This window comes from Citrobacter sp. wls711 (assembly GCF_005281055.1).
GTDB lineage: Bacteria > Pseudomonadota > Gammaproteobacteria > Enterobacterales > Enterobacteriaceae > Citrobacter > Citrobacter gillenii.
This window is the reverse complement of record NZ_SZXC01000023.1, coordinates 94,070-119,932: the sequence shown is the minus strand read 5'-3', so window position 1 is coordinate 119,932 and position 25,863 is coordinate 94,070. Positions and strand designations below refer to the sequence as shown.

19 protein-coding genes are annotated in these 25,863 nt (G+C 54.0%); 13 read left to right on the top strand and 6 right to left on the bottom strand.

The window, feature by feature from the left end:
* Nucleotides 1-23: 23 nt before the first annotated feature.
* On the top strand, nt 24-902 hold the full coding sequence (gene hslO, locus FDW98_RS09075) for an Hsp33 family molecular chaperone HslO (RefSeq protein ID WP_096759272.1): 879 nt from the start codon (nt 24-26) through the stop codon (nt 900-902).
* 50 nt (nt 903-952) lie between these two features.
* Here hslO and FDW98_RS09070 read toward each other — a convergent pair whose 3' ends face one another.
* A complete protein-coding gene (locus FDW98_RS09070; protein ID WP_096759271.1) occupies nt 953-2,671 on the bottom strand; it encodes a DUF4153 domain-containing protein in 1,719 nt (572 codons plus the stop codon).
* A 378-nt stretch (nt 2,672-3,049) separates the two neighbouring features.
* Between FDW98_RS09070 and pckA the strand changes: the two genes are divergently transcribed.
* The 3 genes from pckA to nadS all read left to right on the top strand — a co-directional run bounded on the left by pckA (nt 3,050) and on the right by nadS (nt 5,462).
* Entirely contained in the window at nt 3,050-4,672 is a 1,623-nt protein-coding gene (pckA, locus tag FDW98_RS09065) for a phosphoenolpyruvate carboxykinase (ATP) (RefSeq protein WP_096759270.1), read from the top strand.
* Between the two features lie 123 nt (nt 4,673-4,795).
* Nucleotides 4,796-5,113 (top strand): toxin HigB-2, encoded by a 318-nt coding sequence (locus FDW98_RS09060; protein ID WP_096759269.1) that lies wholly within the window; start codon nt 4,796-4,798, stop codon nt 5,111-5,113.
* 52 nt (nt 5,114-5,165) lie between these two features.
* Nucleotides 5,166-5,462 carry a NadS family protein gene (gene nadS / locus FDW98_RS09055; protein WP_003837894.1) on the top strand — a complete coding sequence of 99 codons (297 nt, stop codon included), beginning with the start codon at nt 5,166-5,168 and terminating at the stop codon, nt 5,460-5,462.
* Between the two features lie 55 nt (nt 5,463-5,517).
* On the opposite strand, the gene envZ is transcribed toward nadS, so the two are convergent.
* A complete protein-coding gene (envZ, locus tag FDW98_RS09050) occupies nt 5,518-6,870 on the bottom strand; it encodes a two-component system sensor histidine kinase EnvZ (RefSeq protein WP_096759268.1) in 1,353 nt (450 codons plus the stop codon).
* Complete coding sequence (gene ompR, locus FDW98_RS09045) at nt 6,867-7,586, bottom strand: two-component system response regulator OmpR (protein ID WP_001157751.1); 720 nt, start codon at nt 7,584-7,586, stop codon at nt 6,867-6,869. The genes envZ and ompR overlap by 4 nt, the downstream gene beginning before the upstream one ends.
* 226 nt (nt 7,587-7,812) lie before the next feature.
* Here ompR and greB point away from each other — a divergent pair, with 226 nt between their 5' ends.
* The 5 genes from greB to feoC all read left to right on the top strand — a co-directional run bounded on the left by greB (nt 7,813) and on the right by feoC (nt 13,960).
* On the top strand, nt 7,813-8,286 hold the full coding sequence (gene greB / locus FDW98_RS09040) for a transcription elongation factor GreB (protein ID WP_003023524.1): 474 nt from the start codon (nt 7,813-7,815) through the stop codon (nt 8,284-8,286).
* A 98-nt stretch (nt 8,287-8,384) separates the two neighbouring features.
* Nucleotides 8,385-10,718 (top strand): Tex family protein, encoded by a 2,334-nt coding sequence (locus FDW98_RS09035; protein WP_096759267.1) that lies wholly within the window; start codon nt 8,385-8,387, stop codon nt 10,716-10,718.
* A 430-nt stretch (nt 10,719-11,148) separates the two neighbouring features.
* Nucleotides 11,149-11,376, top strand: coding sequence for a ferrous iron transporter A (gene feoA / locus FDW98_RS09030; protein WP_096759266.1), 228 nt, complete (start codon nt 11,149-11,151; stop codon nt 11,374-11,376).
* Nucleotides 11,377-11,394: 18 nt separating this feature from the next.
* Nucleotides 11,395-13,713 carry a Fe(2+) transporter permease subunit FeoB gene (gene feoB / locus FDW98_RS09025; protein ID WP_096759265.1) on the top strand — a complete coding sequence of 773 codons (2,319 nt, stop codon included), beginning with the start codon at nt 11,395-11,397 and terminating at the stop codon, nt 13,711-13,713.
* A gap of 10 nt (nt 13,714-13,723) precedes the next feature.
* Complete coding sequence (gene feoC / locus FDW98_RS09020) at nt 13,724-13,960, top strand: [Fe-S]-dependent transcriptional repressor FeoC (RefSeq protein ID WP_096759504.1); 237 nt, start codon at nt 13,724-13,726, stop codon at nt 13,958-13,960.
* A gap of 76 nt (nt 13,961-14,036) precedes the next feature.
* On the opposite strand, the gene bioH is transcribed toward feoC, so the two are convergent.
* Nucleotides 14,037-14,807 (bottom strand): pimeloyl-ACP methyl ester esterase BioH, encoded by a 771-nt coding sequence (bioH, locus tag FDW98_RS09015; RefSeq protein ID WP_096759264.1) that lies wholly within the window; start codon nt 14,805-14,807, stop codon nt 14,037-14,039.
* Nucleotides 14,808-14,844: 37 nt separating this feature from the next.
* Between bioH and gntX the strand changes: the two genes are divergently transcribed.
* The 3 genes from gntX to gntT all read left to right on the top strand — a co-directional run bounded on the left by gntX (nt 14,845) and on the right by gntT (nt 17,857).
* Nucleotides 14,845-15,528 (top strand): DNA utilization protein GntX, encoded by a 684-nt coding sequence (gntX, locus tag FDW98_RS09010; RefSeq protein WP_096759263.1) that lies wholly within the window; start codon nt 14,845-14,847, stop codon nt 15,526-15,528.
* A 58-nt stretch (nt 15,529-15,586) separates the two neighbouring features.
* A complete protein-coding gene (gene nfuA / locus FDW98_RS09005; protein WP_096759262.1) occupies nt 15,587-16,162 on the top strand; it encodes a Fe-S biogenesis protein NfuA in 576 nt (191 codons plus the stop codon).
* 378 nt (nt 16,163-16,540) lie between these two features.
* Nucleotides 16,541-17,857, top strand: coding sequence for a gluconate transporter (gntT, locus tag FDW98_RS09000; RefSeq protein ID WP_096759261.1), 1,317 nt, complete (start codon nt 16,541-16,543; stop codon nt 17,855-17,857).
* A 138-nt stretch (nt 17,858-17,995) separates the two neighbouring features.
* Here the strand turns inward: gntT and malQ are convergent, their stop codons facing one another.
* Together malQ and malP are read right to left on the bottom strand one after the other, a co-directional pair.
* The gene (gene malQ, locus FDW98_RS08995; RefSeq protein ID WP_096759260.1) at nt 17,996-20,083 is read right to left on the bottom strand and encodes a 4-alpha-glucanotransferase; all 2,088 of its coding nucleotides are present in this window, start codon (nt 20,081-20,083) and stop codon (nt 17,996-17,998) included.
* 12 nt (nt 20,084-20,095) lie between these two features.
* On the bottom strand, nt 20,096-22,489 hold the full coding sequence (malP, locus tag FDW98_RS08990) for a maltodextrin phosphorylase (RefSeq protein WP_096759259.1): 2,394 nt from the start codon (nt 22,487-22,489) through the stop codon (nt 20,096-20,098).
* A 629-nt stretch (nt 22,490-23,118) separates the two neighbouring features.
* Between malP and malT the strand changes: the two genes are divergently transcribed.
* A complete protein-coding gene (gene malT / locus FDW98_RS08985; protein ID WP_096759258.1) occupies nt 23,119-25,824 on the top strand; it encodes an HTH-type transcriptional regulator MalT in 2,706 nt (901 codons plus the stop codon).
* Nucleotides 25,825-25,863: the final 39 nt, after the last annotated feature.

Sequence of the window (25,863 nt, the reverse complement as noted above, 5' to 3'; positions counted from 1 at the left end):
TGTCACCCGCAAGAGAGATGATTATGCCGCAACATGACCAATTACATCGTTATCTGTTTGAAAACTTTGCCGTGCGCGGCGAGCTGGTAACTGTTTCACAAACCCTGCAACAGATCCTCGAAAACCATACTTACCCGCAGCCGGTTAAAACCGTGCTGGCCGAGCTGCTGGTCGCCACCAGCCTGCTGACCGCTACGCTAAAGTTTGCCGGTGATATCACCGTACAGCTCCAGGGCGATGGCCCGCTGAGCCTGGCAGTGATTAACGGTAACAACAAGCAGCAGATGCGCGGTGTCGCGCGCATTCAGGGCGATATCCCTGAAGATGCAGATCTGAAAACGCTGGTCGGTAACGGCTATCTGGTGATCACCATTACACCGGAAGAAGGTGAACGCTATCAGGGCGTGGTGGGTCTGGAAGGTGACACGCTGGCCGCCTGTCTGGAAGATTACTTCCTGCGTTCAGAACAGCTGCCAACGCGTCTGTTTATCCGCACTGGCGACGTCGATGGCAAGCCTGCAGCAGGCGGTATGCTGTTGCAGGTGATGCCAGCACAAGACGCGCAGGCCGATGATTTTACCCACCTCGCCACGCTGACGGAAACCATTAAAGCCGAAGAGCTGCTGACGCTGCCAGCGAATGATGTGCTGTGGCGTTTGTATCACGAAGAAGAGGTGACCCTGTACGATCCGCAGGACGTGGTGTTCAAATGCACCTGTTCACGTGAACGTTGTGCAGATGCGTTAAGAACCCTGCCGGACGAAGAAGTGGACAGCATTCTGGCGGAAGAAGGCGAGATCGATATGAATTGCGATTACTGCGCGAGCCACTATCTGTTTAACGCGATGGATATTGCTGAGATCCGCAACAACGCATCCCCTGCTGACCCACAAGTACATTAAGTTCATAGCCCGGCAGACAATCCATTCTGCCGGGCTACTTATTCCAGCGTTTACTCAGCGTAGTAGTTAATCTCCAACCGTTTCCCATCGAGAGTGATATCACGCCAGATTCTGGGGGCTGTAGTTAGCCTGTGATTTTCCACCGCCTGCAAAAGCTGCGCTTTCGTGAATCCTTCAGGTAACTGGGCTGCGCCGAGCAAAGACCATTGCTTTTCCTTCATGCCAAAGATCAGACTTTCTCCCTCGCCAAAAGCATAGAGCACCTGCTCCGGCTGACCATCTGCGTTAAGATCCTGATTCACTAGCACGCATGCATCCTGCTCAACACAGGAGGTAATGCGGTAGCTTTGCTGTTTTACAAACCGCCAGAATGCGTCATCGGGTTTTTTGCTACCCGGCGCAATCATCACCATCGGTGCCAGCTGCGTTGTGGTCAGTTCCCGCATGGGATCGAGGTTCCCGCGTAGAATGGCGTTTAAATCACGTCTGCGCTTACTGTCCTTAGTGAAAGCGTCATCCTTTTGTAACGCCTCCAACGCAGCACGCCCCGGTTTTCCGCTATTACGCAACATGTACAGGCTGACCTGATCCGGTGAAATTTGGCCACTATGATAACGGGCCATATGGCTGTTGACGCTAATACGCCAGACGTCAATGACCGGCGACGTCAGCAGAATCAACAGTCCCAGAGACAGTAACGAAACACCGAGGATGACTTTGCTCTGAATTTCCAGTGGATTGTGTCCACGGCGCATAATGCTCGCCATGTAGCCGAGCGACCAAACCAGCAGCACTGCGATGATCAGCGCACCATGCAGACGCTCAGGCGTCCAGCCATACTGATTCACGCGGACCCAGAGCGCCCAACTGGCTATCAACATATAAACCGGGGCGACGAGAAGTGAGGTGTTAATCAGATAACGTAATGCCCCTGGATAGGGTAAGTCGCGTTTTTGCGGCTCGCGCACAACGACCATCAATAGCAGGAGCAGCAACGTCAGCGTCGACATCAGCCCCGCCGCAGACACCCGTTGCGAAATCGCCTCCAGACCGGTAAAGGGTAATGTCAGCATAAACATCAGCGCTAACAACGCGACCAGAGGCAGCAGACCCGTGGCGATCAACGTCAGAAGCTTTTGTACCGCCGTCACCAGGCGTGACTGCGTACGTGCCAGAATCACCGCCAGCGCGGTAATAAGGCCAAACGTTACATAACCAAACCAGTCGGTCTCAAAGAATAGCGTGTTAAAAAAGGGAATACCGACCAGCTTAAACATCTCGCTCCACAGCAGGAGGACCATCCAGAACAGGCCGTTGGCGACAAAGACGATCAGCAATGTCAGAACATTCAACCATATCTGGCTGTAAAACTGCGGATAGCGCGCCTGGTCGGTACGCGTATGGAGTTGGTACTGGATCCAGGGTAACGCCAGCATAGCCATGAGAAAGAGGCGCCAACCGTAAACAAAGAAAATCTCATCCTCATTCCACCGGTTCCCTCCTTCAACGTGCCCCTTCAACCAGATGCTCATCGCCAGTACGACGCAGAAGATCACCGCCATCCAGCACCACAGCGCGCGCTGTTTAAACGAGACCACAGAAAGCAGAATCGCCGACGTCAGCGCTATCGTTACAGGCATTCCATAGAACAGCCAGCTACTGTTATGGGGGATGAGGTAAGTCATCAGCAGGTAACACACTACGCCTTGCAGCAGGCCAATAAACATCATGCCCCAGCGGGTCGTACGTGAAAGCTCAACACTGTCCATGTCGTAATCCAGAATGAAGGGAAAAGATCATTATCGCATCAACATCACAATTATTGGCACTTACCGGTGTCTTTCAGCCCCTCACAACGCGACGTGAATCGATATTTCATATGTTTGAGTTACGTTATTTTCCTACATGAATGCGATTACACTCACAAGATTCCCGCCAAATATACTCTCCATTAACGTTTTAAGAACATTTTCCACAACAAAAAAGGGTTTCCTGCCATAATATCCGCCTCTTTGTGACAGGAGTCGCAGCGTATTCAGTTATCTGTGATTTTGCCGGATGCGTAAATCTATGAGCCTTGTCGCGGTTAGCAATCCCTAAAAAACCTTACTATTCCAGGTAATACATATTGGCTAAGGAGCAGTGAAATGCGTGTGAACAACAGTTTAACCCCGCAAGATCTCAAGGCTTATGGTATCAATGACGTTCAGGATATCGTTTACAATCCCAGCTATGACCTGCTGTACCAGGAAGAACTTGATCCAAATCTGGAAGGCTACGAGCGCGGAGTGCTAACTAATCTGGGTGCCGTTGCTGTTGATACTGGTATCTTTACCGGACGTTCGCCAAAGGATAAGTACATTGTCCGTGACGACACCACGCGAGATACGCTCTGGTGGTCCGACAAGGGTAAAGGTAAGAACGACAACAAACCGCTCTCCCAGGAAACCTGGCAACACCTGAAAGGATTAGTCACCCAGCAACTCTCAGGCAAACGCCTGTTTATCGTTGATGCATTCTGCGGCGCGAACGCCGATACCCGTCTTTCCGTGCGCTTTATTACCGAAGTCGCCTGGCAGGCGCATTTCGTTAAAAACATGTTCATCCGCCCAAGCGATGAGGAACTGGTTAATTTTAAACCAGATTTTATCGTGATGAACGGTGCGAAATGTACCAACCCGCAGTGGAAAGAACAGGGGCTCAACTCTGAGAACTTCGTGGCTTTCAACCTGACTGAACGTATTCAGTTAATTGGCGGGACCTGGTACGGCGGAGAGATGAAAAAAGGCATGTTCTCCGTGATGAATTACCTGCTGCCGCTGAAGGGTATTGCCTCCATGCACTGCTCGGCTAACGTCGGTGAAAAAGGTGATGTAGCGGTGTTCTTTGGCCTGTCCGGTACCGGTAAAACCACGCTGTCTACCGACCCGAAACGTCGCCTGATTGGCGATGATGAGCACGGCTGGGACGACGACGGCGTGTTCAACTTCGAAGGCGGCTGCTACGCGAAGACCATCAAGCTGTCTAAAGATGCAGAACCAGAAATCTACAATGCGATTCGCCGCGATGCGCTGCTGGAAAACGTCACCGTACATGAAGATGGTTCTATCGACTTCGATGACGGTTCTAAAACTGAGAATACCCGAGTTTCCTACCCGATTTATCACATCGATAATATCGTTAAGCCAGTGTCAAAAGCGGGCCATGCCACCAAGGTTATCTTCCTGACCGCCGATGCGTTTGGCGTTCTGCCACCGGTATCCCGTCTGACCGCAGATCAAACCCAGTACCACTTCCTGTCTGGCTTCACCGCCAAACTGGCCGGAACCGAGCGCGGCGTGACTGAACCGACCCCAACGTTCTCTGCCTGTTTCGGGGCGGCCTTCCTGTCACTGCACCCGACGCAGTACGCAGAAGTGCTGGTGAAACGCATGCAGGCTGCTGGCGCACAGGCCTATCTGGTTAACACCGGCTGGAACGGTACCGGCAAACGTATCTCGATTAAAGATACCCGCGCCATTATCGATGCCATCCTGAACGGTTCTCTGGATGACGCAGAAACGTTCCGTCTGCCGATGTTTGACCTGGCGATCCCAACCGAACTGCCGGGCGTAGACACTCGTATTCTCGATCCGCGTAATACCTACGCGTCACCAGAACAGTGGCAGGAAAAAGCCAATGCGCTGGCGAAACTGTTTATCGAAAACTTCGAGAAGTATACCGATACCCCAGCGGGCGCCGCGTTAGTCAGCGCCGGTCCGAAGCTGTAATTTTTGATTCGTTATATAGCCCCTTATCTGAGAGGATAAGGGGCTTTTTATTGTATTTACTCTTTTAAAATGTACTCCGTACACCTATAATTTGTACTATTAGCCCCATGCGCAGGAAGCGCCATGTTCACATTTATTGAGCTACAGGGATTTAGTAAACGCCGTCCGTTACTTTTACCTGACGATGAGTTTCGTGCCTTTCAAGAGGCGCTTATTGAAACCCCTGAGGCAGGGGATACTATCGCTGGTACGGGGGGATTCAGAAAAATTCGCTGGAGTCGCTCTGGTATGGGTAAGCGCAGCGGTATTCGGGTTATCTATTACAACGTGACGCGTAAAGGTCGAATCTATCTGGCTTTGCTCTATCCTAAGAATGAACAGGATGATTTAACCGAAGAGCAAAAAAGAGTTTTAATGCACTTATCCGATATGCTGATTTAATTATGAGAATTTTAATCATCAGGACACCGCGATCCGGTGTGGTGAGGCCAAAATGAAAGACGAATTATTTGCCGATTTGCTGGCCAGTGCAGAAGAAATGGTACGTATAGAGAAAGGTGAAGAAACACCTAAACCTGAACATGTACATACTTTTAGCGAAATTGATGTTAAAGCCATCCGCGAAGCAACAGGGTTACGCCAACAGGATTTTGCCATAGCGGTTGGTGTGAGTTATGACCTGGTTAAAAGCTGGGAAACGAAACGACGCCAACCCACTGGAGCACCAAGAAAACTGCTTTTATTAATTCAAAAAAACCCATTTATAATTAATCAATTAAAAGCAATTTAAGCCAGAGGTTTTACTGTTTACCCCATAAACAGAGGGAGGCTTTCGCCTCCCTTTTTTATGCGTCTTTGGTTGTTCCCGGCACACGGGAAACAGGAACCGGAAGCCAGGCGCGAATCGACAGCCCACCGCGTTCGCTGGTGCCGATTTCCAGCATGCCGTTATGGTTATCGATGATGCGCTGCACGATCGCCAGGCCCAGACCGGTACCGCTGGTACTACGGGCACTGTCGCCGCGTACAAACGGCTGGAACAGATGCTTACGCTGCTCCGGTTTGATGCCCGGACCATCATCCTCGACCTGGAACCAGGCGCGATGTGGCTCTGTGCCACTGCTAACCTTAATCCAGCCATTACCATAGCGGGCAGCATTGACCACCATATTGGCAACCGCGCGCTTGATCGACAGCGGATGCATCTTCACCTGAATGAGGCCAGGCTGCAGCGCGGTATCAATCTCACGTTCATAACCGCTTTCTGCCGCAACGACTTCTCCTAACACCGCGTTCAGATCCGCCATCTCCATCGGCATCTCCTGCCCGGTGCGCAGATAGTCGATAAACTGTTCGATAATGGCGTTACACTCTTCGATGTCCTTATTGATGGACTCCGCAAGGTAGCCGTCTTCTTCCCCCATCATCTCGGTCGCCAGGCGGATACGCGTCAGCGGCGTACGTAAATCGTGGCTCACCCCGGCCATCAGCAACGTTCGGTCATCAGCCAACTGCTTCACGCCCGCCGCCATATGGTTGAAGGCTCGGGTCACCGAGCGCACCTCAGAGGCACCATATTCGCGCAGTGGCGGCGGAATAATGCCTTTACCCACCTGCAACGCCGCATGTTCCAGATCCACCAACGGCCGGTTCTGGATACGAATAAACAGCCACGCACCACCGATTGCCAGCAGCATGATCGCCAGCGTATAGCGGAACAGCGGCGAGAAATCGCCCTGATGAATTTCAGTGAGAGGAACGCGAACCCAGATATTCGGAGACAGCCAGGTTTTCAGCCACACGACCGGCGAGCTTTTGTTGACCTCAACGCGAACTTCCGTCGGGCCACCCAGCTGCTGCGCCATCTGATGACTTAAGAATTCATAGTGCTGCGCCCAACGCAACCCCGCCTCTTCAGCGGCTTCGTTGGAATAGAGGGAAATCCCCAGCTCACGGTAAATTTCCCGGCGGAATGCGGGAGGCACGACCAGTTGCGTGCCGTCCTCCAGCTGCAGTTTATCGGTCATCAGCATACGGACTTCGTAAGCCAGGACCTTATTAAACTGCTGGAGGCTCGGCAGGATCGCGAAGTTCAGCACCACCAGATAAGTCGTCACCAGGCTGGCGAACAGCAAGGTGACGATGAGCAATAACGTGCGAGCAAACGAACTTCGTGGCGAGAAGCGCATTCGCCTCATGCTTTAGAACCGTCCGGGACAAAGACGTAGCCCAGACCCCATACGGTCTGAATATAACGTGGATGTGCCGGATCTTCTTCCACCATACGACGCAGACGGGAAATCTGCACGTCAATAGAACGTTCCATCGCGGAGTACTCGCGACCACGGGCCAGGTTCATCAGCTTATCGCGGGACAACGGCTCACGCGGGTGACTGACCAACGCTTTCAGCACGGCAAATTCACCGCTGGTCAGCGGCATAGGTTCATCTTCACGGAACATCTCACGGGTGCCGAGGTTCAGTTTGAACTTACCAAAAGCGATAACCGCTTCTTCCTGAGACGGCGCGCCCGGCAGTTCATTCGCCTGACGACGCAGTACGGCACGAATACGCGCCAACAGTTCACGCGGGTTAAACGGTTTCGGGATATAGTCGTCAGCGCCGATTTCCAGCCCAACGATACGGTCAACCTCTTCCCCCTTCGCCGTCACCATAATGATCGGCATTGGGTTGCTCTGGCTACGCAGGCGGCGGCAAATCGACAGACCATCTTCACCTGGCAGCATCAAATCCAGTACCATAAGGTGGAAGGATTCACGGGTCAGCAGACGATCCATCTGCTCAGCGTTTGCGACGCTTCGAACCTGGAAGCCCTGCTCGGTCAGATAACGTTCCAGTAGCGCGCGCAGGCGCATGTCGTCATCGACCACCAGAATCTTATAGTTCTCTTGCATTGTTATTACTCCCAAAGGTTCGCAACAATTGTAAGTGTGTATTCTTAAGAAAGCTCACCTGAGTAACCAGCAAATTCTGGTATGAATTCCAGGCTAAATTGTTACAAAGCATATTAAACAGCAGCTTAAGTATACAATGTTTCTCGTAATACATTATTTATTCTGTTGATATGCTCACGTAATACCAATTGTGCGCATCATCACAGAATCAAGGTAAAACAATAAGATGAAAACGCCCCTGATAACCCGTGAAGGGTATGAAAAACTCAAACAAGAGCTGAATTACCTCTGGCGTGAAGAGCGCCCGGAAGTCACCAAGAAAGTGACCTGGGCCGCCAGTCTGGGTGACCGCAGCGAAAACGCTGACTACCAGTATAATAAAAAGCGCCTGCGCGAGATCGACAGACGCGTCCGTTATTTGACCAAGTGCATGGAGAATCTAAAAATTGTCGATTACTCCCCTCAGCAGGAAGGAAAAGTGTTCTTTGGCGCATGGGTTGAGATTGAAAATGATGACGGCGACATCCGCAAATTTCGCATTGTCGGCTACGATGAAATCTTTGGCCGTAAGGATTACATCTCTATCGACTCACCGATGGCGCGCGCTCTTCTCAAAAAAGAGGTCGGCGATCTCGCGGTAGTGAACACCCCTGGCGGAGAAGCAAGCTGGTACGTGAATGAGATTGAGTACGTTAAATAAGACGGAACAATCCGAAGCCCCTGCTGATGGCTGGCATTTTTGCCAGCCAATCCGTATAACTATCCCCTGATTTTTTTATCCTAAAGACGAAGCTATCCATGATGAATGATTCTTTCTGCCGCATTATCGCAGGTGAAATTCAGGCTCGTGCTGAACAGGTAGAAGCTGCCGTTCGCCTGCTTGATGAAGGGAACACCGTGCCGTTTATCGCACGTTATCGTAAGGAAATCACCGGCGGTCTGGATGACACGCAGCTGCGTAATCTGGAGACCCGTCTGGGATATCTGCGGGAACTGGAAGACCGCCGTCAGGCGATCCTCAAATCTATCGGCGAGCAAGGCAAACTGACCGACGATCTGGCGAAAGCGATCAACGGCACGTTAAGTAAGACCGAACTCGAAGACCTCTACCTGCCGTACAAACCTAAACGCCGCACCCGTGGGCAAATCGCCATTGAAGCGGGTCTTGAGCCGCTGGCCGACCTGCTGTGGAACGATCCCTCTCACGACCCAGAAACCGAAGCAGCCAAATACCTCAATGCCGAAAACGGCGTGGCGGATACCAAAGCCGCGCTCGACGGCGCGCGCTACATTCTGATGGAGCGTTTTGCCGAAGACGCCGCGCTGCTGGCAAAAGTCCGTGATTACCTGTGGAAGAACGCCCATCTGGTTTCCATCGTAGTGAGCGGGAAAGAAGAGGAAGGTGCCAAATTCCGCGACTACTTCGATCACCACGAACCTATTTCCACCGTTCCTTCTCACCGAGCACTGGCGATGTTCCGCGGGCGTAACGAAGGCGTGCTGCAGCTTTCTCTGAATGCTGACCCGCAGTTCGATGAGCCGCCAAAAGAGAGCCACGGCGAGCAGATTATCCGCGATCATCTGGGTCTGCGCCTGAACAACGCGCCGGCGGACAGCTGGCGTAAAGGCGTTGTCAGCTGGACATGGCGCATCAAAGTGCTGATGCACCTCGAAACCGAACTGATGGGTACCGTGCGCGAACGTGCGGAAGATGAGGCCATTAACGTCTTTGCCCGCAACCTGCACGACCTGCTGATGGCCGCTCCGGCCGGGTTGCGTGCCACTATGGGTCTCGATCCTGGTCTGCGTACCGGCGTGAAGGTCGCGGTTGTTGACGGGACCGGCAAGCTGGTGGCGACCGACACCATTTATCCCCATACCGGACAGGCAGCCAAAGCCGCCGTTGCGGTGGCCGCGCTGTGCGAAAAATACAACGTTGAGCTGGTGGCGATTGGCAACGGTACCGCATCGCGTGAGACCGAACGCTTCTTCCTCGACGTGCAGAAACAGTTCCCGAAAGTGACCGCGCAAAAAGTGATCGTCAGCGAAGCCGGGGCCTCGGTGTACTCTGCTTCTGAACTGGCGGCGCTGGAGTTCCCGGATCTCGACGTGTCCCTGCGCGGTGCGGTGTCTATTGCCCGCCGTCTGCAGGATCCGCTGGCCGAGCTGGTGAAAATCGACCCGAAATCGATCGGTGTCGGCCAGTACCAGCACGACGTTAGCCAGACCCAGCTTGCCCGTAAACTGGATGCGGTAGTCGAGGACTGCGTAAACGCCGTCGGCGTTGATCTGAATACCGCCTCCGTGCCGCTGTTGACTCGCGTAGCCGGTTTAACCCGCATGATGGCGCAGAATATTGTTGCCTGGCGTGATGAGAACGGTCAGTTCCAGAACCGTCAACAGTTGCTAAAAGTCAGCCGTCTGGGGCCTAAAGCCTTTGAGCAGTGCGCGGGCTTCCTGCGCATTAACCACGGCGATAACCCGCTGGATGCCTCAACCGTTCACCCGGAAGCCTATCCGATAGTGGAACGCATTCTGGCCGCCACCGAGCAGTCGCTGCGCGACCTGATGGGCAACAGCACCGAATTGCGTAACCTGAAAGCAGCCGACTTTACCGACGAGCGCTTCGGGGTGCCAACCGTAACCGACATCATCAAAGAGCTGGAAAAACCGGGTCGTGACCCGCGTCCTAAGTTCAAAACCGCGCAGTTTGCTGACGGCGTAGAAACCATGAACGATCTACTGCCGGGCATGATTCTGGAAGGCGCAGTCACCAACGTCACCAACTTTGGTGCGTTTGTCGATATCGGCGTTCATCAGGACGGTCTGGTGCATATCTCCTCGTTATCGAACAAATTCGTTGAAGACCCGCACACCGTGGTGAAAGCCGGCGACATTGTGAAGGTGAAAGTGCTGGAGGTTGATCTACCGCGTAAGCGTATCGCCCTGACCATGCGTCTGGACGAACAGCCGGGTGAAACCAATGCCCGTCGCGGCGGCGGTAACAACGAACGCGCACAGGGTAACCGCCCGGCGCCTAAAGCCGCAAAACCCCGTGGTCGTGAGGCGCAGTCAGCCGGTAACAGTGCGATGATGGATGCGCTGGCGGCGGCAATGGGTAAAAAGCGCTAGTGTGACGCGTGTGCCGGATGGCGGTGTAAACACCTTAGCCGGCCAACTTGTCGCAATTAATTTGTAGGCCGGATAAGACGCGCGAGCATTGCCATCCGGCCTATTTAATATATTTATCGCTTCCCTTCACAATATATTTATCACTTTATTAACAGCTGAAACCTTAATTAAACATTAATAAATTCCAATAGTTTCTCCCTCGAATCATTCGTGTCAGACCTGAATAAATGTTGAGCCATATCAAAATTGACTCAAATTATTCGCCAATCCAACATTCCGTCACATTTATTCTATTGATGATAGAAACCATTCTCATTATCATTGTTTTGTTGATTATTTACTCTTTCCTTCGTTGGCTAATCATCTGGTCTCATGCCGCCTTTCGCCCCATGAGGTAATCATCCAGTTAGCGAGATATAAGTAGGTCCCTATGCAATTCACTCCAGACACTGCTTGGAAAATTACCGGTTTTTCTCGTGATATCAGCCCGGCGTACCGGCAGAAGCTCTTGTCGCTCGGCATGCTGCCAGGCTCATCGTTCAATGTGGTTCGCATCGCCCCGTTAGGCGATCCTATCCATATTGAAACACGCCGAGTCAGCCTGGTGTTGCGGAAAAAAGATCTGGCGTTATTAGAAGTGGAAGCGGTTTCCTGTTAATACAGTGAGTCTATAAAAATGAAAAAACTAACCATTGGTTTAATTGGTAATCCTAATTCCGGCAAGACAACATTATTCAATCAGCTTACCGGCGCGCGTCAGCGTGTGGGTAACTGGGCTGGCGTTACCGTTGAGCGCAAAGAAGGCCATTTCTCGACAACTGACCATCAGGTTACGCTGGTGGATTTACCCGGCACCTATTCTTTGACGACCATCTCATCGCAGACCTCCCTCGATGAGCAAATTGCCTGTCACTATATCTTAAGCGGCGACGCTGACCTGCTGATCAACGTGGTCGATGCCTCCAACCTCGAGCGTAACCTCTACCTGACGCTGCAACTGCTTGAACTGGGTATCCCCTGCATCGTCGCGCTGAACATGCTGGACATTGCTGAGAAGCAGCAAATCCGGATTGATATCGATGCCCTTTCCGCCCGTCTGGGCTGCCCGGTGGTGCCGCTGGTTTCAACCCGTGGTCGCGGGATTGAAGCACTGAAGCTGGCTATCGATCGCTACAAAGCAAACGACGCCGTCGAGCTGGTACATTATGCCCAACCGCTGCTGCGTGAAGCCGAGTCTCTGGCTGACGCGATGGCCAAAGAGATGCCGCAGCAACAACGTCGCTGGCTCGGTCTGCAGATGCTGGAAGGCGATATCTACAGCCGCGCCTACGCGGGTGATGCGGCACAAAATCTGGATGCCGCGCTGACTCGCCTGAGTGAAACAATGGACGATCCGGCGCTGCATATTGCTGATGCACGTTACCAGTGCATTGCCGCCATCTGCGATACCGTCAGCAACACCCTGACCGCAGAGCCAAGCCGCTTCACCACCGCGGTCGATAAGGTCGTACTTAACCGCTTCCTCGGCCTGCCAGTATTTCTGTTCGTCATGTACCTGATGTTCCTGCTCGCCATTAACATCGGTGGCGCGCTGCAGCCGCTGTTTGACGTCGGTTCCGTGGCACTCTTTATCCATGGTATTCAGTGGATTGGCTACACCCTGCATTTCCCGGACTGGTTAACCATCTTCCTGGCGCAGGGTCTTGGCGGCGGGATTAACACCGTGCTGCCGCTGGTGCCGCAAATCGGCATGATGTACCTGTTCCTCTCGTTCCTCGAAGACTCCGGCTATATGGCGCGTGCTGCGTTTGTGATGGACCGTTTGATGCAGGCACTGGGATTACCGGGTAAATCGTTTGTCCCGCTAATTGTCGGCTTCGGCTGTAACGTCCCTTCCGTGATGGGCGCACGCACGCTGGATGCACCGCGTGAACGTCTGATGACCATCATGATGGCGCCGTTTATGTCCTGCGGTGCGCGTCTGGCGATTTTCGCCGTGTTTGCTGCGGCGTTCTTTGGCCAGAACGGCGCGCTGGCCGTCTTCTCACTGTACGTACTGGGTATCGTCATGGCGGTACTGACCGGCCTGATGCTCAAGCACACCATTATGCGTGGCGAAGCCACACCGTTCGTGATGGAGCTGCCGGTTTACCATGTACCGCACGTGAAAAGCCTGGTCATTCAGACCTGGCAGCGCCTGAAAGGCTTTGTCCTGCGCGCCGGTAAAGTCATCATCATCGTCAGTATTTTCCTCAGTGCGTTTAACAGTTTCTCCCTGAGCGGAAAAATCGTCGATAACATCAACGACTCGGCGCTGGCATCCGTCAGTCGCGTAATCACCCCTATCTTTAAACCGATTGGCGTACACGAAGATAACTGGCAGGCCACCGTGGGTCTGTTCACCGGGGCCATGGCAAAAGAAGTGGTTGTCGGTACGCTGAATACGCTCTATACCGCAGAAAATATTCAGGAAGAAGAGTTCAACCCAGCCGAGTTCAACCTCGGTGACGAGTTGGCAGGTGCGCTGGGTGAAACCTGGCAAAGTCTGAAAGACACCTTCAGCCTGAGCGTGCTGGCTAATCCTATCGAAGCCAGCAAAGGCGACGGTGAGATGGCAACCGGCGCAATGGGCGTGATGGGTGCGAAGTTCGGCAGCGCCGCCGCCGCGTACAGTTACCTGATTTTCGTGCTGCTGTATGTCCCGTGCATTTCGGTAATGGGCGCTATTGCTCGTGAATCCAGCCGTGGCTGGATGGGCTTCTCCATTCTGTGGGGACTGAACATCGCCTACTCTCTGTCGACGCTGTTTTACCAGACAGTCAGCTACAAAGAGCATCCGACCTACAGTCTGGTGTGCATTTTAACCGTCATTCTGTTTAACATCGTGCTGCTGGGAATGCTGCGCCGCGCACGCAGTCGGGTAGATATCGAACTGCTGGCGACCAATAAGACGCCAGGTTCCTGCTGTGCCAGCACCACCGGCGATTGCCACTAGGCGGTGAATGATGGCATCGCTTATTCAGGTACGTGATTTACTGGCTCTACGGGGGCGTATGGAGGCAACACAAATCAGCCATACGCTGCACACCCCGCAGCCGATGATTGACGCCATGCTGAATCAGTTAGAACAGATGGGTAAAGCCGTGCGTATTCAGGAAGATGCCGACGGGTGTCTTTCTGGAAGCTGCAAGAGTTGCCCTGAAGGGAAAGCCTGTCTGCGCGAGTGGTGGGCATTGCGCTAACCTGTTGCAATAGGCCGGATGGCGCTACGCTTATCCGGCCTACGAATAGCCCCCAATCCCCGAGCGGGATACGGCGCTAGATCTGCTGCTTCAACGCCACCAGCGCGGCACAGAACTCAGCAGGATGCGAAATAAACGGCGCATGTGCCGCTTTGGCAAATATCAACGACTCACTCTGCGGCCACAGTGCATCCAGCATCGGCACGACTTTACGCGGCACCAGACCATCGAGATAGCCGTACAAACGCAGGAACGGCATGTCCAGGGCGCAGAGCGGCTCACGCAGGTCGACCGTTTTCAGGATCTCCAGCCCACCATTCAGCACCGCCACATCCGGCATCGGTAACGCCAGCACCGTTTTCTTCAGCACTCGCGCATCCTGACGCGCCGTCTCCGTCCCCATCGTTTGCAGTGCCAGGAAACGCTCCACCGTCCGCTGGAAGTCTTCGCTAAGCTGCTGCTGGAAGCCCGCCAGCACTTCGGGCTTAATGCCAGGCCACTCATCGCGTGCGCTAAAGCATGGCGAAGAGGCGACGGTAACCAGCGCCTGCACGCGCTCAGGATGGGTCAACGCCACCTGACTCGCCACCAATCCGCCCAGACTCCAGCCCAGCCAGATGGCTTTCTCCGGAGCCTGTTGCAAAACGCACTCCGCCATTTCTTCCAGCGGCATCGCACCAAAACCCTGACTGCGCCCAAATCCCGGTAAATCAACCAGGTGCAGCGTAAAATGCGAGCTTAATTCCTCACTTATGCAATGCCAGACTTCCGCATTCAGTCCCCATCCGTGCAGCAGCACAAGATGGCAATTTCCCGAACCCCGGGTCTGCCACCAGATGTCATTCATCAGTTACTGTTCTCTTTTGACCAACAAGGATGAACCTATGCTAACAGTACCAGGATTGTGCTGGCTATGCCGAATGCCGTTAATGCTCGGGCACTGGGGAATGTGTTCCGTTTGCACGCGTGCGACGTGTCAACATGTCTGCCTGTGCCCACAGTGCGGGCTGCCCGCCTCCCACCCCGATATTCCCTGCGGACGCTGCCTGCAAAAGCCGCCGCCGTGGCAGCGACTGATCGCGGTCAGTGACTACGTGCCACCGCTGAGCGGGCTTATCCACCAGCTGAAGTTTTCCCGGCGTAGTGACATCGCCCCCGCACTGTCGCGCTTGATGTTGCTGGAGGTATTGCAGGCTCGCCGTACCCGTGGCCTTCCCCTGCCGGATCGGCTGATTAGCGTTCCACTCTGGCAACGCCGCCATTGGCGCAGGGGATTTAATCAAAGTGACTTACTGTGTCGCTCACTGGCACGCTGGCTGGGCTGCGACTGGGACGGTCAGGCCATCACACGAACTCGCCCCACCGCCACACAGCACCATCTCAGCGCCCGATTACGCAAACGCAACCTGAAAAATGCGTTTCGCCTTGAATTGCCGGTGCAGGGACTCCATATGGTTGTTGTGGATGATGTCGTCACTACCGGAAGTACCGTCGCGGAGATCGCGCAGCTGCTTTTACGCAACGGCGCGGCGACTGTCCAGGTATGGTGCCTGTGTCGAACCTTGTAGAGCCTCGATGATGGGCGTATTATAACCAAGTAAAATAGTCAACTATTAGGCCATTACTATGATCCATATTTCCGATGCTGCACAAGCGCACTTTGCCAAACTGTTGGCAAATCAGGAAGAAGGGACACAAATTCGCGTATTTGTGATTAATCCCGGCACGCCTAACGCTGAATGCGGCGTTTCTTATTGCCCGCCGGACGCCGTGGAAGCAACCGACACCGCCATTAAATTTGACCTGCTGACCGCTTACGTTGATGAACTGAGCGCACCGTACCTGGAAGAGGCAGAAATTGATTTTGTTACCGACCAGTTAGGCTCCCAGCTGACCCTGAAAGCACCTAATGCGAAAATGCGTAAAGTGTCTGATGACGCACCGCTGATGGAACGCGTGGAGTACATGCTGCAGTCGCAGATTAACCCACAGCTGGCTGGCCACGGTGGCCGTGTCTCCTTGATGGAAATCACCGACGAAGGCTACGCAATTCTGCAATTCGGTGGTGGCTGTAACGGCTGTTCAATGGTCGATGTCACACTGAAAGAAGGCATCGAGAAGCAGCTGCTGGCTGAATTCCCGGAGCTGAAAGGCGTTCGCGATTTGACCGAACACCAGCGCGGCGAGCACTCTTACTACTAGCTCCCGAACCTGTAGAGTATCCGTAGGCCCGATAAGACGCATCATCGTCGTCATCGGGCATTGATGCCGGATGGCAGCGTAAACGCTTTATCCGGCCTACACCCCTGCATTTCTCCGCATATGTCCTGCAACAATCCCCCTATAATTTGACCTGCCTCTCATAATTTAAATTTTGCCTGCCCAGGTGATTTTCAATCACCACATGTTACCCGTATCATTATCGCACGCACCTGGAACACTCATAACAGCCAGCTAAACTACGTAGTTTTGAAGGCAATCAGCATTGGTGCCGTAATAACTCTGTTCCCGGTCGGGACAATCAGAATTTGTCATCTAAACACTGACGTTACCCATAACAAAGTAAAGGCCAGGTAAATCATGCCATTAGTCATCGTTGCTATCGGTGTAATCTTGTTACTCCTCCTGATGATCCGTTTCAAAATGAACGGCTTCATCGCTCTCGTCCTGGTGGCGCTTGCTGTCGGATTGATGCAAGGGATGCCACTGGATAAAGTCATCGGTTCAATTAAAGCCGGCGTCGGCGGAACCCTTGGTAGCCTCGCCCTGATTATGGGTTTTGGCGCCATGTTGGGCAAAATGCTGGCAGACTGCGGCGGTGCGCAACGTATTGCCACCACGCTGATTGCTAAATTCGGCAAAAAGCACATCCAGTGGGCCGTGGTATTAACCGGCTTCACCGTGGGCTTTGCGCTGTTCTACGAAGTGGGCTTCGTGCTGATGCTGCCGCTGGTGTTCACCATCGCTGCCGCCGCGAACATCCCGCTGCTGTATGTCGGTGTGCCAATGGCCGCTGCGCTGTCTGTGACCCACGGCTTCTTGCCACCGCACCCGGGTCCGACCGCGATTGCCACCATTTTCCACGCCGATATGGGTAAAACCCTGCTGTTTGGTACGATTCTGGCGATCCCGACCGTTATTCTGGCGGGTCCGGTGTATGCGCGTTTCCTGAAGGGCATTGATAAGCCAATCCCGGAAGGTCTGTACAGCGCAAAAACCTTCACTGAAGAAGAAATGCCAGGCTTTGGCGTCAGCGTCTGGACCTCTCTGGTTCCGGTCGTGCTGATGGCGATGCGTGCTATCGCGGAGATGATCCTGCCGAAAGGCCATGCCTTCCTGCCGGTTGCAGAGTTCCTCGGTGACCCGGTCATGGCAACGCTGATTGCCGTTCTGATTGCGATGTTCACCTTTGGTCTGAACCGTGGACGTTCGATGGATCAGATTAACGACACGCTGGTGTCTTCCATCAAGATAATCGCGATGATGCTGCTGATTATCGGTGGTGGCGGTGCGTTCAAACAGGTACTGGTGGATAGTGGCGTCGACAAATACATCGCCTCTATGATGCATGAAACCAACGTTTCTCCGCTGCTGATGGCATGGTCAATTGCCGCTGTACTGCGTATCGCACTGGGTTCTGCTACCGTGGCAGCCATCACCGCAGGTGGGATTGTGGCACCGCTGATTGCAACGACCGGCGTGAGCCCTGAGCTGATGGTTATTGCAGTAGGCTCCGGTTCCGTCATCTTCTCCCACGTGAACGATCCGGGCTTCTGGCTGTTCAAGGAATACTTCAACCTGACCATCGGTGAGACCATCAAGTCTTGGTCAATGCTGGAAACCATTATTTCAGTATGCGGTCTGGTAGGATGCCTGCTGCTGGGAATGGTCGTTTAATCGAGACGGCTGGTAGGCCGGATAAGGCAAAGCCGCCATCCGGCAATATGCGCCAGAATTGCCTGATGGCGCTGCGCTTATCAGGCTTACGTGCTACGAGCTACCACCATAAAAAATCCGGGGAAATCCCCGGATTTTTTACTTCTTCTTCGCGGCAGCTTTTCGCCGTTTGTCCAAATCCTTAATCAGCTTGTTCACCCCGCCATCGGCAAACATCGCCTCAAGCGTCGTCGTCAGCTTACGCCGCCAGTTTTTGTACTGGTCGCTGGTCCCCGGAATATTGACCGGCTCCGCCATATCCAGCCAGTCCTCCGGCTGCAGGCCCAGCAGCGCGCTGTTGCTGTCGGCGATATAGCGCTGCATACCCCGGTTGAGGATCGGCGTCATCGACATCAACGACGCCTTGTGTCCGGCGCGTTTTGGCAGACAGCCGTATTTGTGCAGCGCATCCAACAGGCCCTGCTTCGCCAGTTCACGGTCCTGATACAACCCGCGTAGCACAACTTCATCCGGGTACAGCCCCAGCGTTTTACCGAGCGTCAGATCACCGCTGTCCCAATAGCCTTTAAGCGTAGGAAGGTCATGCGTCGCCGCGACTGCCATTGATTGTTCCGGGTACGCCTGCGGCGCGCGGAAGTTCTTCTCATGGTCATTCTCAAAATAGAGCACTTTGTAGGAATACACGCCGCTGTCACGCAGCTTGCTGACAATTTCTACCGGTACGGTACCCAGGTCTTCACCAATCACCATACAGTGATGACGTTGACTTTCCAGCGCCAGGATAGAAAGCAGGTCGTCGACCGGATAATGCACGTAGGCGCCATGATCGGCGGTTTCGCCGTAGGGGATCCACCACAAACGCAGCATCGACATTACATGGTCAATACGCAGCGCCCCGCAGTTCTGCATATTGGCACGCAGCAGCTCGATAAACGGCTCGTAGGCGCGCGCGGTGATGATATGCGGATCCATCGGCGGCAGGCCCCAGTTCTGACCGAGCGGACCAAGAATATCCGGAGGTGCACCAACGGACGCTTTCAGGCAGTACAGCTCACGGTCACACCAGGTTTCCGCCCCACCTTCTGCTACGCCGACCGCCAAGTCGCGGTACAACCCGATAGGCATTGCAAAGCCCTGACTGGTTTCCCAGCAGGCAGCAAACTGGGTATACGCCAGCCACTGTAGCCAGAGGTAGAAATCCACTTCATCGCGATGCTCTGCGCAGAACTGTTTCACCGCCGGTGAGTCCACCGTCCGGAAGTCTTCCGGCCACGCAGGCCAACCCCAGCGCGATTCATCTTCTTTCGCCTGATATGCATGCAGCGCGTCGAACGCCGCCTGCCAGTAAAGACTTTCACCTTCCTGAGCCACAAAACGACGGAATGCCGCCATCTGCTCATCATCACGCACAGAGAACCCTTTCCATGCCAGACGTAGCGCGGTCATCTTCAGCGTGGTCACGGTGGTGTAATCCACCCACTCGGCATCGCGGGCCTGTTGCAGAGCTTGCTGCGTGGCAGGCTTCTGCCACCAGCTCTGCGCCGCTTTGCTCAGACGGAAGTCCTCTACCGCATTCACATCAATGTAGATCACGTTCAACCAACGGCGCGAAGACGGGCTATACGGGCTGGCGCTCTCCGGGTTCGCCGGATACAGCGCGTGGATCGGGTTGAGGCCAATAAACGCCCCGCCGCGTTTAGCCACTTCCGGCAGCATCGCCTTCAGATCGCCAAAATCACCAATCCCCCAATTGTTCTCTGAACGCAGGGTATAAAGCTGGACGCAGGCACCCCACAGCTTTTGCCCGGCCAGTAGCGCCTGCGGCTCATAGCAACGTTTTGGCGCGACGATGATGCGGCAATGGCTGCGCGCTTCGTCCTGAGTCAGGGTGAGCGTGTGATACCCCTCCGGCAACTTCGCCGGAAGGTGAAAAGATTTACCGCCAGTGACATGCCCTTTGTGCTGCACACCGTCTTCGGTGGTCAGCAGCCAGCTAAATTCACCACTCCCTTCAACCGCCAGCGGCATTTTTTTGCCGACGGTATACACCATCACGTTTGGCACCGGAGTCACCGCCACTTTCGTGGCGGCGGTAGTACGATGCATGGCGTCAAGCAAACGCCGTTTGGTATCGGCGCCAATAGACTGCGGTTTACCGTGGGCATTAATGTAATTGGGGCTGATCCCCGCCGCCAGCGCGGCATTATCCAGACGTTTGCCTTCCATCGCGGTTCCTTATTAGCGTTTTGCCTGCCAGATACGAGCCTGATAATCGCGGATGGAGCGATCCGAGCTGAACATGCCACAGCGTGCGGTATTCAGGATCGCCGCCCGGGTCCAGGCCTCCTGGTCACGGTACAACACATCAACCTGCTTCTGGGCTTCAACGTAGGCGGCGAAGTCGGCCATCACCAGATACGGGTCACCGCCCTGCTTACCGATGCTGTGCAACATCTGATCAAAGGCGTGTTTATCACCGTTGCTGTATTTGCCGCTTTCCAGCTCTTTCAGTACCGCATCCAGCACTTTGTCTTTCTTGCGCCATTTCACCGGGTCATAGCCTTTCGCCTTCAGCGCCTTCACCTCTTCCACGGTGTGGCCAAAGATAAAGATGTTTTCATCACCCACTTTCTCGGCGATTTCGACGTTAGCCCCGTCCAGCGTGCCCACCGTTAATGCTCCGTTCAGCGCCAGCTTCATGTTGCCGGTGCCGGACGCTTCTTTGCCCGCCGTCGAGATCTGCTCAGAGATATCCGCCGCCGGGATCAGCATTTCCGCCGCTGAGACACAGTAATCCTGCAGGAATACCACCTTCAACTTGTCGCCGACGTGCGGATCGTTATTAATGGTTTCCGCCACTTTGTTGATAGCAAAGATGATGTTCTTCGCCAGGTAGTAACCCGGTGCCGCTTTCGCGCCAAACAGGAATACGCGCGGGACGCGATCTGCCTGCGGGTTCTCTCGAATTTCTTTGTACAACGCCAGAATATGCAGCAGATTCAGGTGCTGGCGTTTGTACTCATGCAGACGTTTGATCTGAATATCAAAGATGGCGTCGGTGGTTATCTCAATACCGGTACGCGCTTTAATAAACGCCACCAGACGCTGTTTGTTCGCCAGCTTGATGTCGCGATACTGCTGACGGAACTTAGCGTCGTCGGCGTATTTTTCCAGGTTGATCAACTGGTCAAGATCGTTGGCCCACTCTTTCTTCAGCGATTTATCCAACAACGCAGCAAGTGCCGGGTTGCACTGTTTAATCCAGCGGCGCGGCGTAATACCGTTAGTCACGTTATGGAATTTGTTCGGCCACAGCTGGTGATATTCCGGGAACAAGTCTTTCACGACCAGATCAGAGTGCAGCGCCGCTACGCCGTTAACAGCAAAGCCGCTAACCACGCACAGGTTCGCCATGCGTACCTGCTTGTTGTGCACGACTGCCAGCTTCGCCCAAACCGCATCGTCGCCAGGCCAGGTTTTATCCACCAACGTCTTAAAGCGGTCGTTAATCTCTTTGATGATTTGCATATGGCGCGGCAGCAGCGCTTTTATCAGTTTCTCATCCCAGCACTCCAGCGCTTCCGGCATCAGCGTATGGTTGGTATACGCGAACGTTTTGCTGGTAATCGCCCACGCGTCTTCCCAGCTCATCTGATGCTCGTCAATCAGAACGCGCAGCAGCTCAGGAATGGCGATGGTCGGGTGGGTGTCGTTCAGCTGAATGACTTCGAAATCAGCCAGTTGATGCAGCTTACGCCCTGCCAGGTGATGACGGCGCAGAATATCGGCTACCGAACAAGCACACTGGAAGTACTGCTGCATCAGGCGCAGCTTCTTGCCCGCCGTGTGGTTATCGTTCGGGTACAGCACTTTAGTCAGTTTTTCAGCGTCGATACCTTGCTGCTCTGCACGCAGGAAATCGCCGTCGTTGAATTTGGTCAGGTTAAACGGATGCGCGTGGCTGGCCTGCCACAGACGCAGCGGTTGCGCCACGCCGTTACGATAACCGAGCACCGGCAGATCCCAGGCCTGGCCGGTGATGATAAACCCGGGCGTCCAGTGACCTTCTTTGCTGACTTTGCCGCCAATACCGACCTGCACATCCAGCGCCTCGTTATGACGGAACCACGGATAGCTTCCGCGATGCCAGTCGTCCGGCGCTTCCATCTGTTGGCCATCAGCAAACGACTGACGGAACAGGCCGTACTGGTAATTCAGGCCGTAGCCCGTCGCGGATTGCCCCACCGTTGCCATTGAGTCGAGGAAGCAGGCCGCCAGGCGTCCCAGCCCACCGTTACCCAGCGCCGGGTCGGTTTCTTCTTCCAGCAGGTCGGTCAGATTGATGTCGTGCGCTTTCAGCTCATCGCTCACTCCCTGATACCAGCCCAGGTTTAGCAGGTTGTTGCCCGTCAGGCGACCGATCAAAAATTCCATCGAAATGTAGTTAACATGGCGCTGGTTTTTAGCGGGTTTCACCGCAGGCTGGGCGCTGAGCAATTCAGCCAACGCCCCACTCACGGCCTGCCACCACTGACGTGACGTCATTTCGTGAGCCGACAGTAAACCAAAGCGCTGCCACTGACGAGTCAGGGCCGCCTGAAAGAGATCTTTGTTGAAGGTTGGCTGTGACATAGAGGTTCCAGATCCTTTAGGTAATAAACAACGTTATCGCTAGTTTGCCAGGCTCAATGTTGACCTTCCTCATCCTGGTGAGGATTAGGGAGGGAGGAGGTGCGGGGATGAGCATAAAAATGTGATCGCCGCCACTTAAAGGAGAGGGTATTGCCCGTCGTTACGCAGAATACCCACATAAAATACCTGCCAATGCGACAGGTTTTTCGCATTAACCAAACGGATTCAGCAGACAATATCAAATAGCGGGATACGGTTGAGAAAAAATATGTAAACAGAGAACAGTTTCTAACCTGAAATACATATAGTGATTAAGATATTTCACACGAAAGTTTTAAGTCGATCGCAAATACCCATGACAACATTCTGGACAATACACGAGTCATAAAAAACGAGTGGGTATTTTCGCGACCATCAGAATAACGCCAAACCCAGTCGCCACGGCCTTTGTGGCCCCTAAGAGCAATTATTGCAATAGATGTATAGAATTGTGACATAGTGCAAATTCAGACACACAAAAAACCCGCTTAGCTTGCATAAAATGACTTTCTGGCCGACTTTATAGCTATTAATTACGAAGCGCAAAAAAAATCATTTTCCCCATTTTCACACAGTGAAGTGACTAACATATGTTGATTCCGTCTAAATTAAGTCGTCCGGTTCGTCTCGACCATACGGTGGTTCGTGAGCGCCTGTTGGCTAAACTTTCCGGCGCGAACAATTTCAGGCTCGCCCTGGTAACAAGTCCTGCTGGTTATGGAAAAACGACGCTGGTTTCACAGTGGGCGGCGGGGAAAAATGAACTGGGCTGGTTCTCACTGGATGAAGGTGATAACCAGCAGGAACGCTTTGCCAGCTATTTGATTGCCGCTATCCAACAGGCGACCGGTGGACACTGTACGACCAGTGAAGCCATGGTACAAAAACGCCAGTACGCCAGCCTGACCTCACTGTTTGCTCAGCTCTTCATTGAACTGGCGGAATGGCATCGTCCGCTGTACCTGGTGGTGGATGATTATCACTTAATCTCTAATCCGGCCATCCACGAAGCCATGCGTTTTTTCCTGCGCCACCAACCTGAGAATCTCACGCTGGTGGTGCTGTCACGTAACTTACCACAGCTGGGTATTGCCAATCTGCGGGTGCGCGATCAGCTATTGGAAATCGGCAGCCAACAGCTGGCCTTCAACCATCAGGAAGCGAAACAGTTCTTCGATCGACGTTTATCCTCCCCCATTGAAGCGGCGGAAAGCAGCCGCATGTGCGATGACGTCGCCGGGTGGGCTACCGCATTACAGCTGATCGCCCTTTCCGCACGCCAGAACAATCATTCCGCGCACCAGTCGGCACGACGCCTGGCCGGGATCAACGCCAGCCATTTATCAGATTATCTGGTCGATGAAGTGCTGGACAGCGTGGATCTCAGTACCCGCCACTTCCTGTTGAAAAGCGCCATATTGCGCTCCATGAACGATGCGCTGATTGTCCGGGTGACCGGGGAAGAAAACGGCCAAATGCGGCTGGAAGAGATTGAGCGTCAGGGACTATTCCTGCAGCGGATGGACGACATCGGCGAATGGTTTAGCTATCACCCGCTGTTTGGTAACTTCTTACGCCAGCGCTGTCAGTGGGAACTGGCGGCCGAACTCCCCGAGCTCCATCGCGCCGCTGCAGAAAGCTGGATGGAGCAAGGTTTCCCCAGCGAAGCCATTCACCATGCGCTGGCGGCAGGCGACGCCCATATGCTGCGCGATATCCTGCTCAATCATGCGTGGGGGTTGTTTAACCACAGCGAGCTGGCGCTACTGGAAGAGTCATTAAAAGCGCTGCCGTGGGAAAGCCTGCTGGAAAATCCACGCCTGGTGCTGCTACAGGCCTGGCTGATGCAGAGCCAGCACCGCTACAGTGAAGTGAACACCCTGCTGGCGCGCGCTGAGCAGGAAATGAAAGGTGATATGGAACCAACGCTGCATGCCGAATTTAATGCACTGCGTGCTCAGGTAGCGATTAACGACGGCAATCCTGACGAAGCTGAGCGTCTGGCAAAACTGGCGCTGGATGAGTTACCGATCGCCTGGTTCTACAGCCGTATCGTCGCCACCTCGGTGCACGGCGAAGTCCTGCACTGTAAGGGCGACCTGACGCGCTCGCTGTCATTAATGCAGCAAACGGAGCAAATGGCGCGTCATCATGACGTCTGGCATTACGCGTTGTGGAGTTTGATCCAACAAAGCGAAATTTTATTCGCCCAGGGCTTTTTGCAAGCCGCCTGGGAAACCCAGGAAAAAGCCTTCCAGCTGGTGAAAGAGCAACATCTGGAACAGCTGCCTATGCATGAATTCCTGGTACGCATCCGCGCGCAGCTCCTGTGGGCCTGGGCGCGGCTGGACGAATCCGAAGCCTCTGCCCGCAGCGGCATTGAACTGCTTTCCACCTTTCAGCCGCAGCAGCAGCTACAGTGTCTGGCACTGCTGGTACAGTGTTCGCTGGCGCGAGGCGATCTGGACAATGCCCGCAGCTTGCTCAACCGTCTGGAAAACCTGCTGGGCAACGGACATTATCACCGCGACTGGATCTCCAATGCCGATAAGGTCCGCGTGATTTACTGGCAAATGGTCGGTGACAAAAATTCGGCCGCCAACTGGCTGCGTCATACGCCGAAACCGGAGTTTGCCAACAACCACTTCCTGCAAAGTCAGTGGCGTAACATTGCCCGCGCGCAGATCCTGCTCGGTGAATTTGAACCGGCAGAAATTGTGCTGGAAGAACTCAATGAAAATGCGCGCAACCTGCGCCTGATGAGCGATCTCAACCGCAACCTGTTGTTGCTGAATCAGCTGTACTGGCAGGCTGGACGCAAAAATGATGCACAGCGGGTGTTACTTGATGCACTGCAGCTGGCGAATCGTACCGGGTTTATCAGCCATTTTGTGATTGAAGGCGAAGCGATGGCGCAGCAGTTACGCCAGCTAATCCAGCTTAATACGCTGCCGGAACTCGATCAGCATCGCGCCCAGCGCATTCTGCGTGAAATTAACCAGCATCACCGCCACAAATTCGCCCACTTTGATGAAGGGTTCGTGGAGCGTCTGCTGACCCATCCCGAAGTCCCGGAGCTTATCCGCACCAGTCCGCTGACCCAGCGCGAATGGCAGGTGTTAGGACTGATTTATTCCGGCTACAGCAACGAGCAAATCGCCGGTGAGCTGGCCGTTGCCGCGACGACCATCAAAACGCACATCCGCAATTTGTACCAAAAACTCGGCGTGGCTCACCGCCAGGACGCGGTACAGCATGCGCAAAAACTGTTGAAGATGATGGGGTACGGGGTGTAATTAGCCCGGAGGCGTTAACGCTTACCGGGCCTGTTGCTG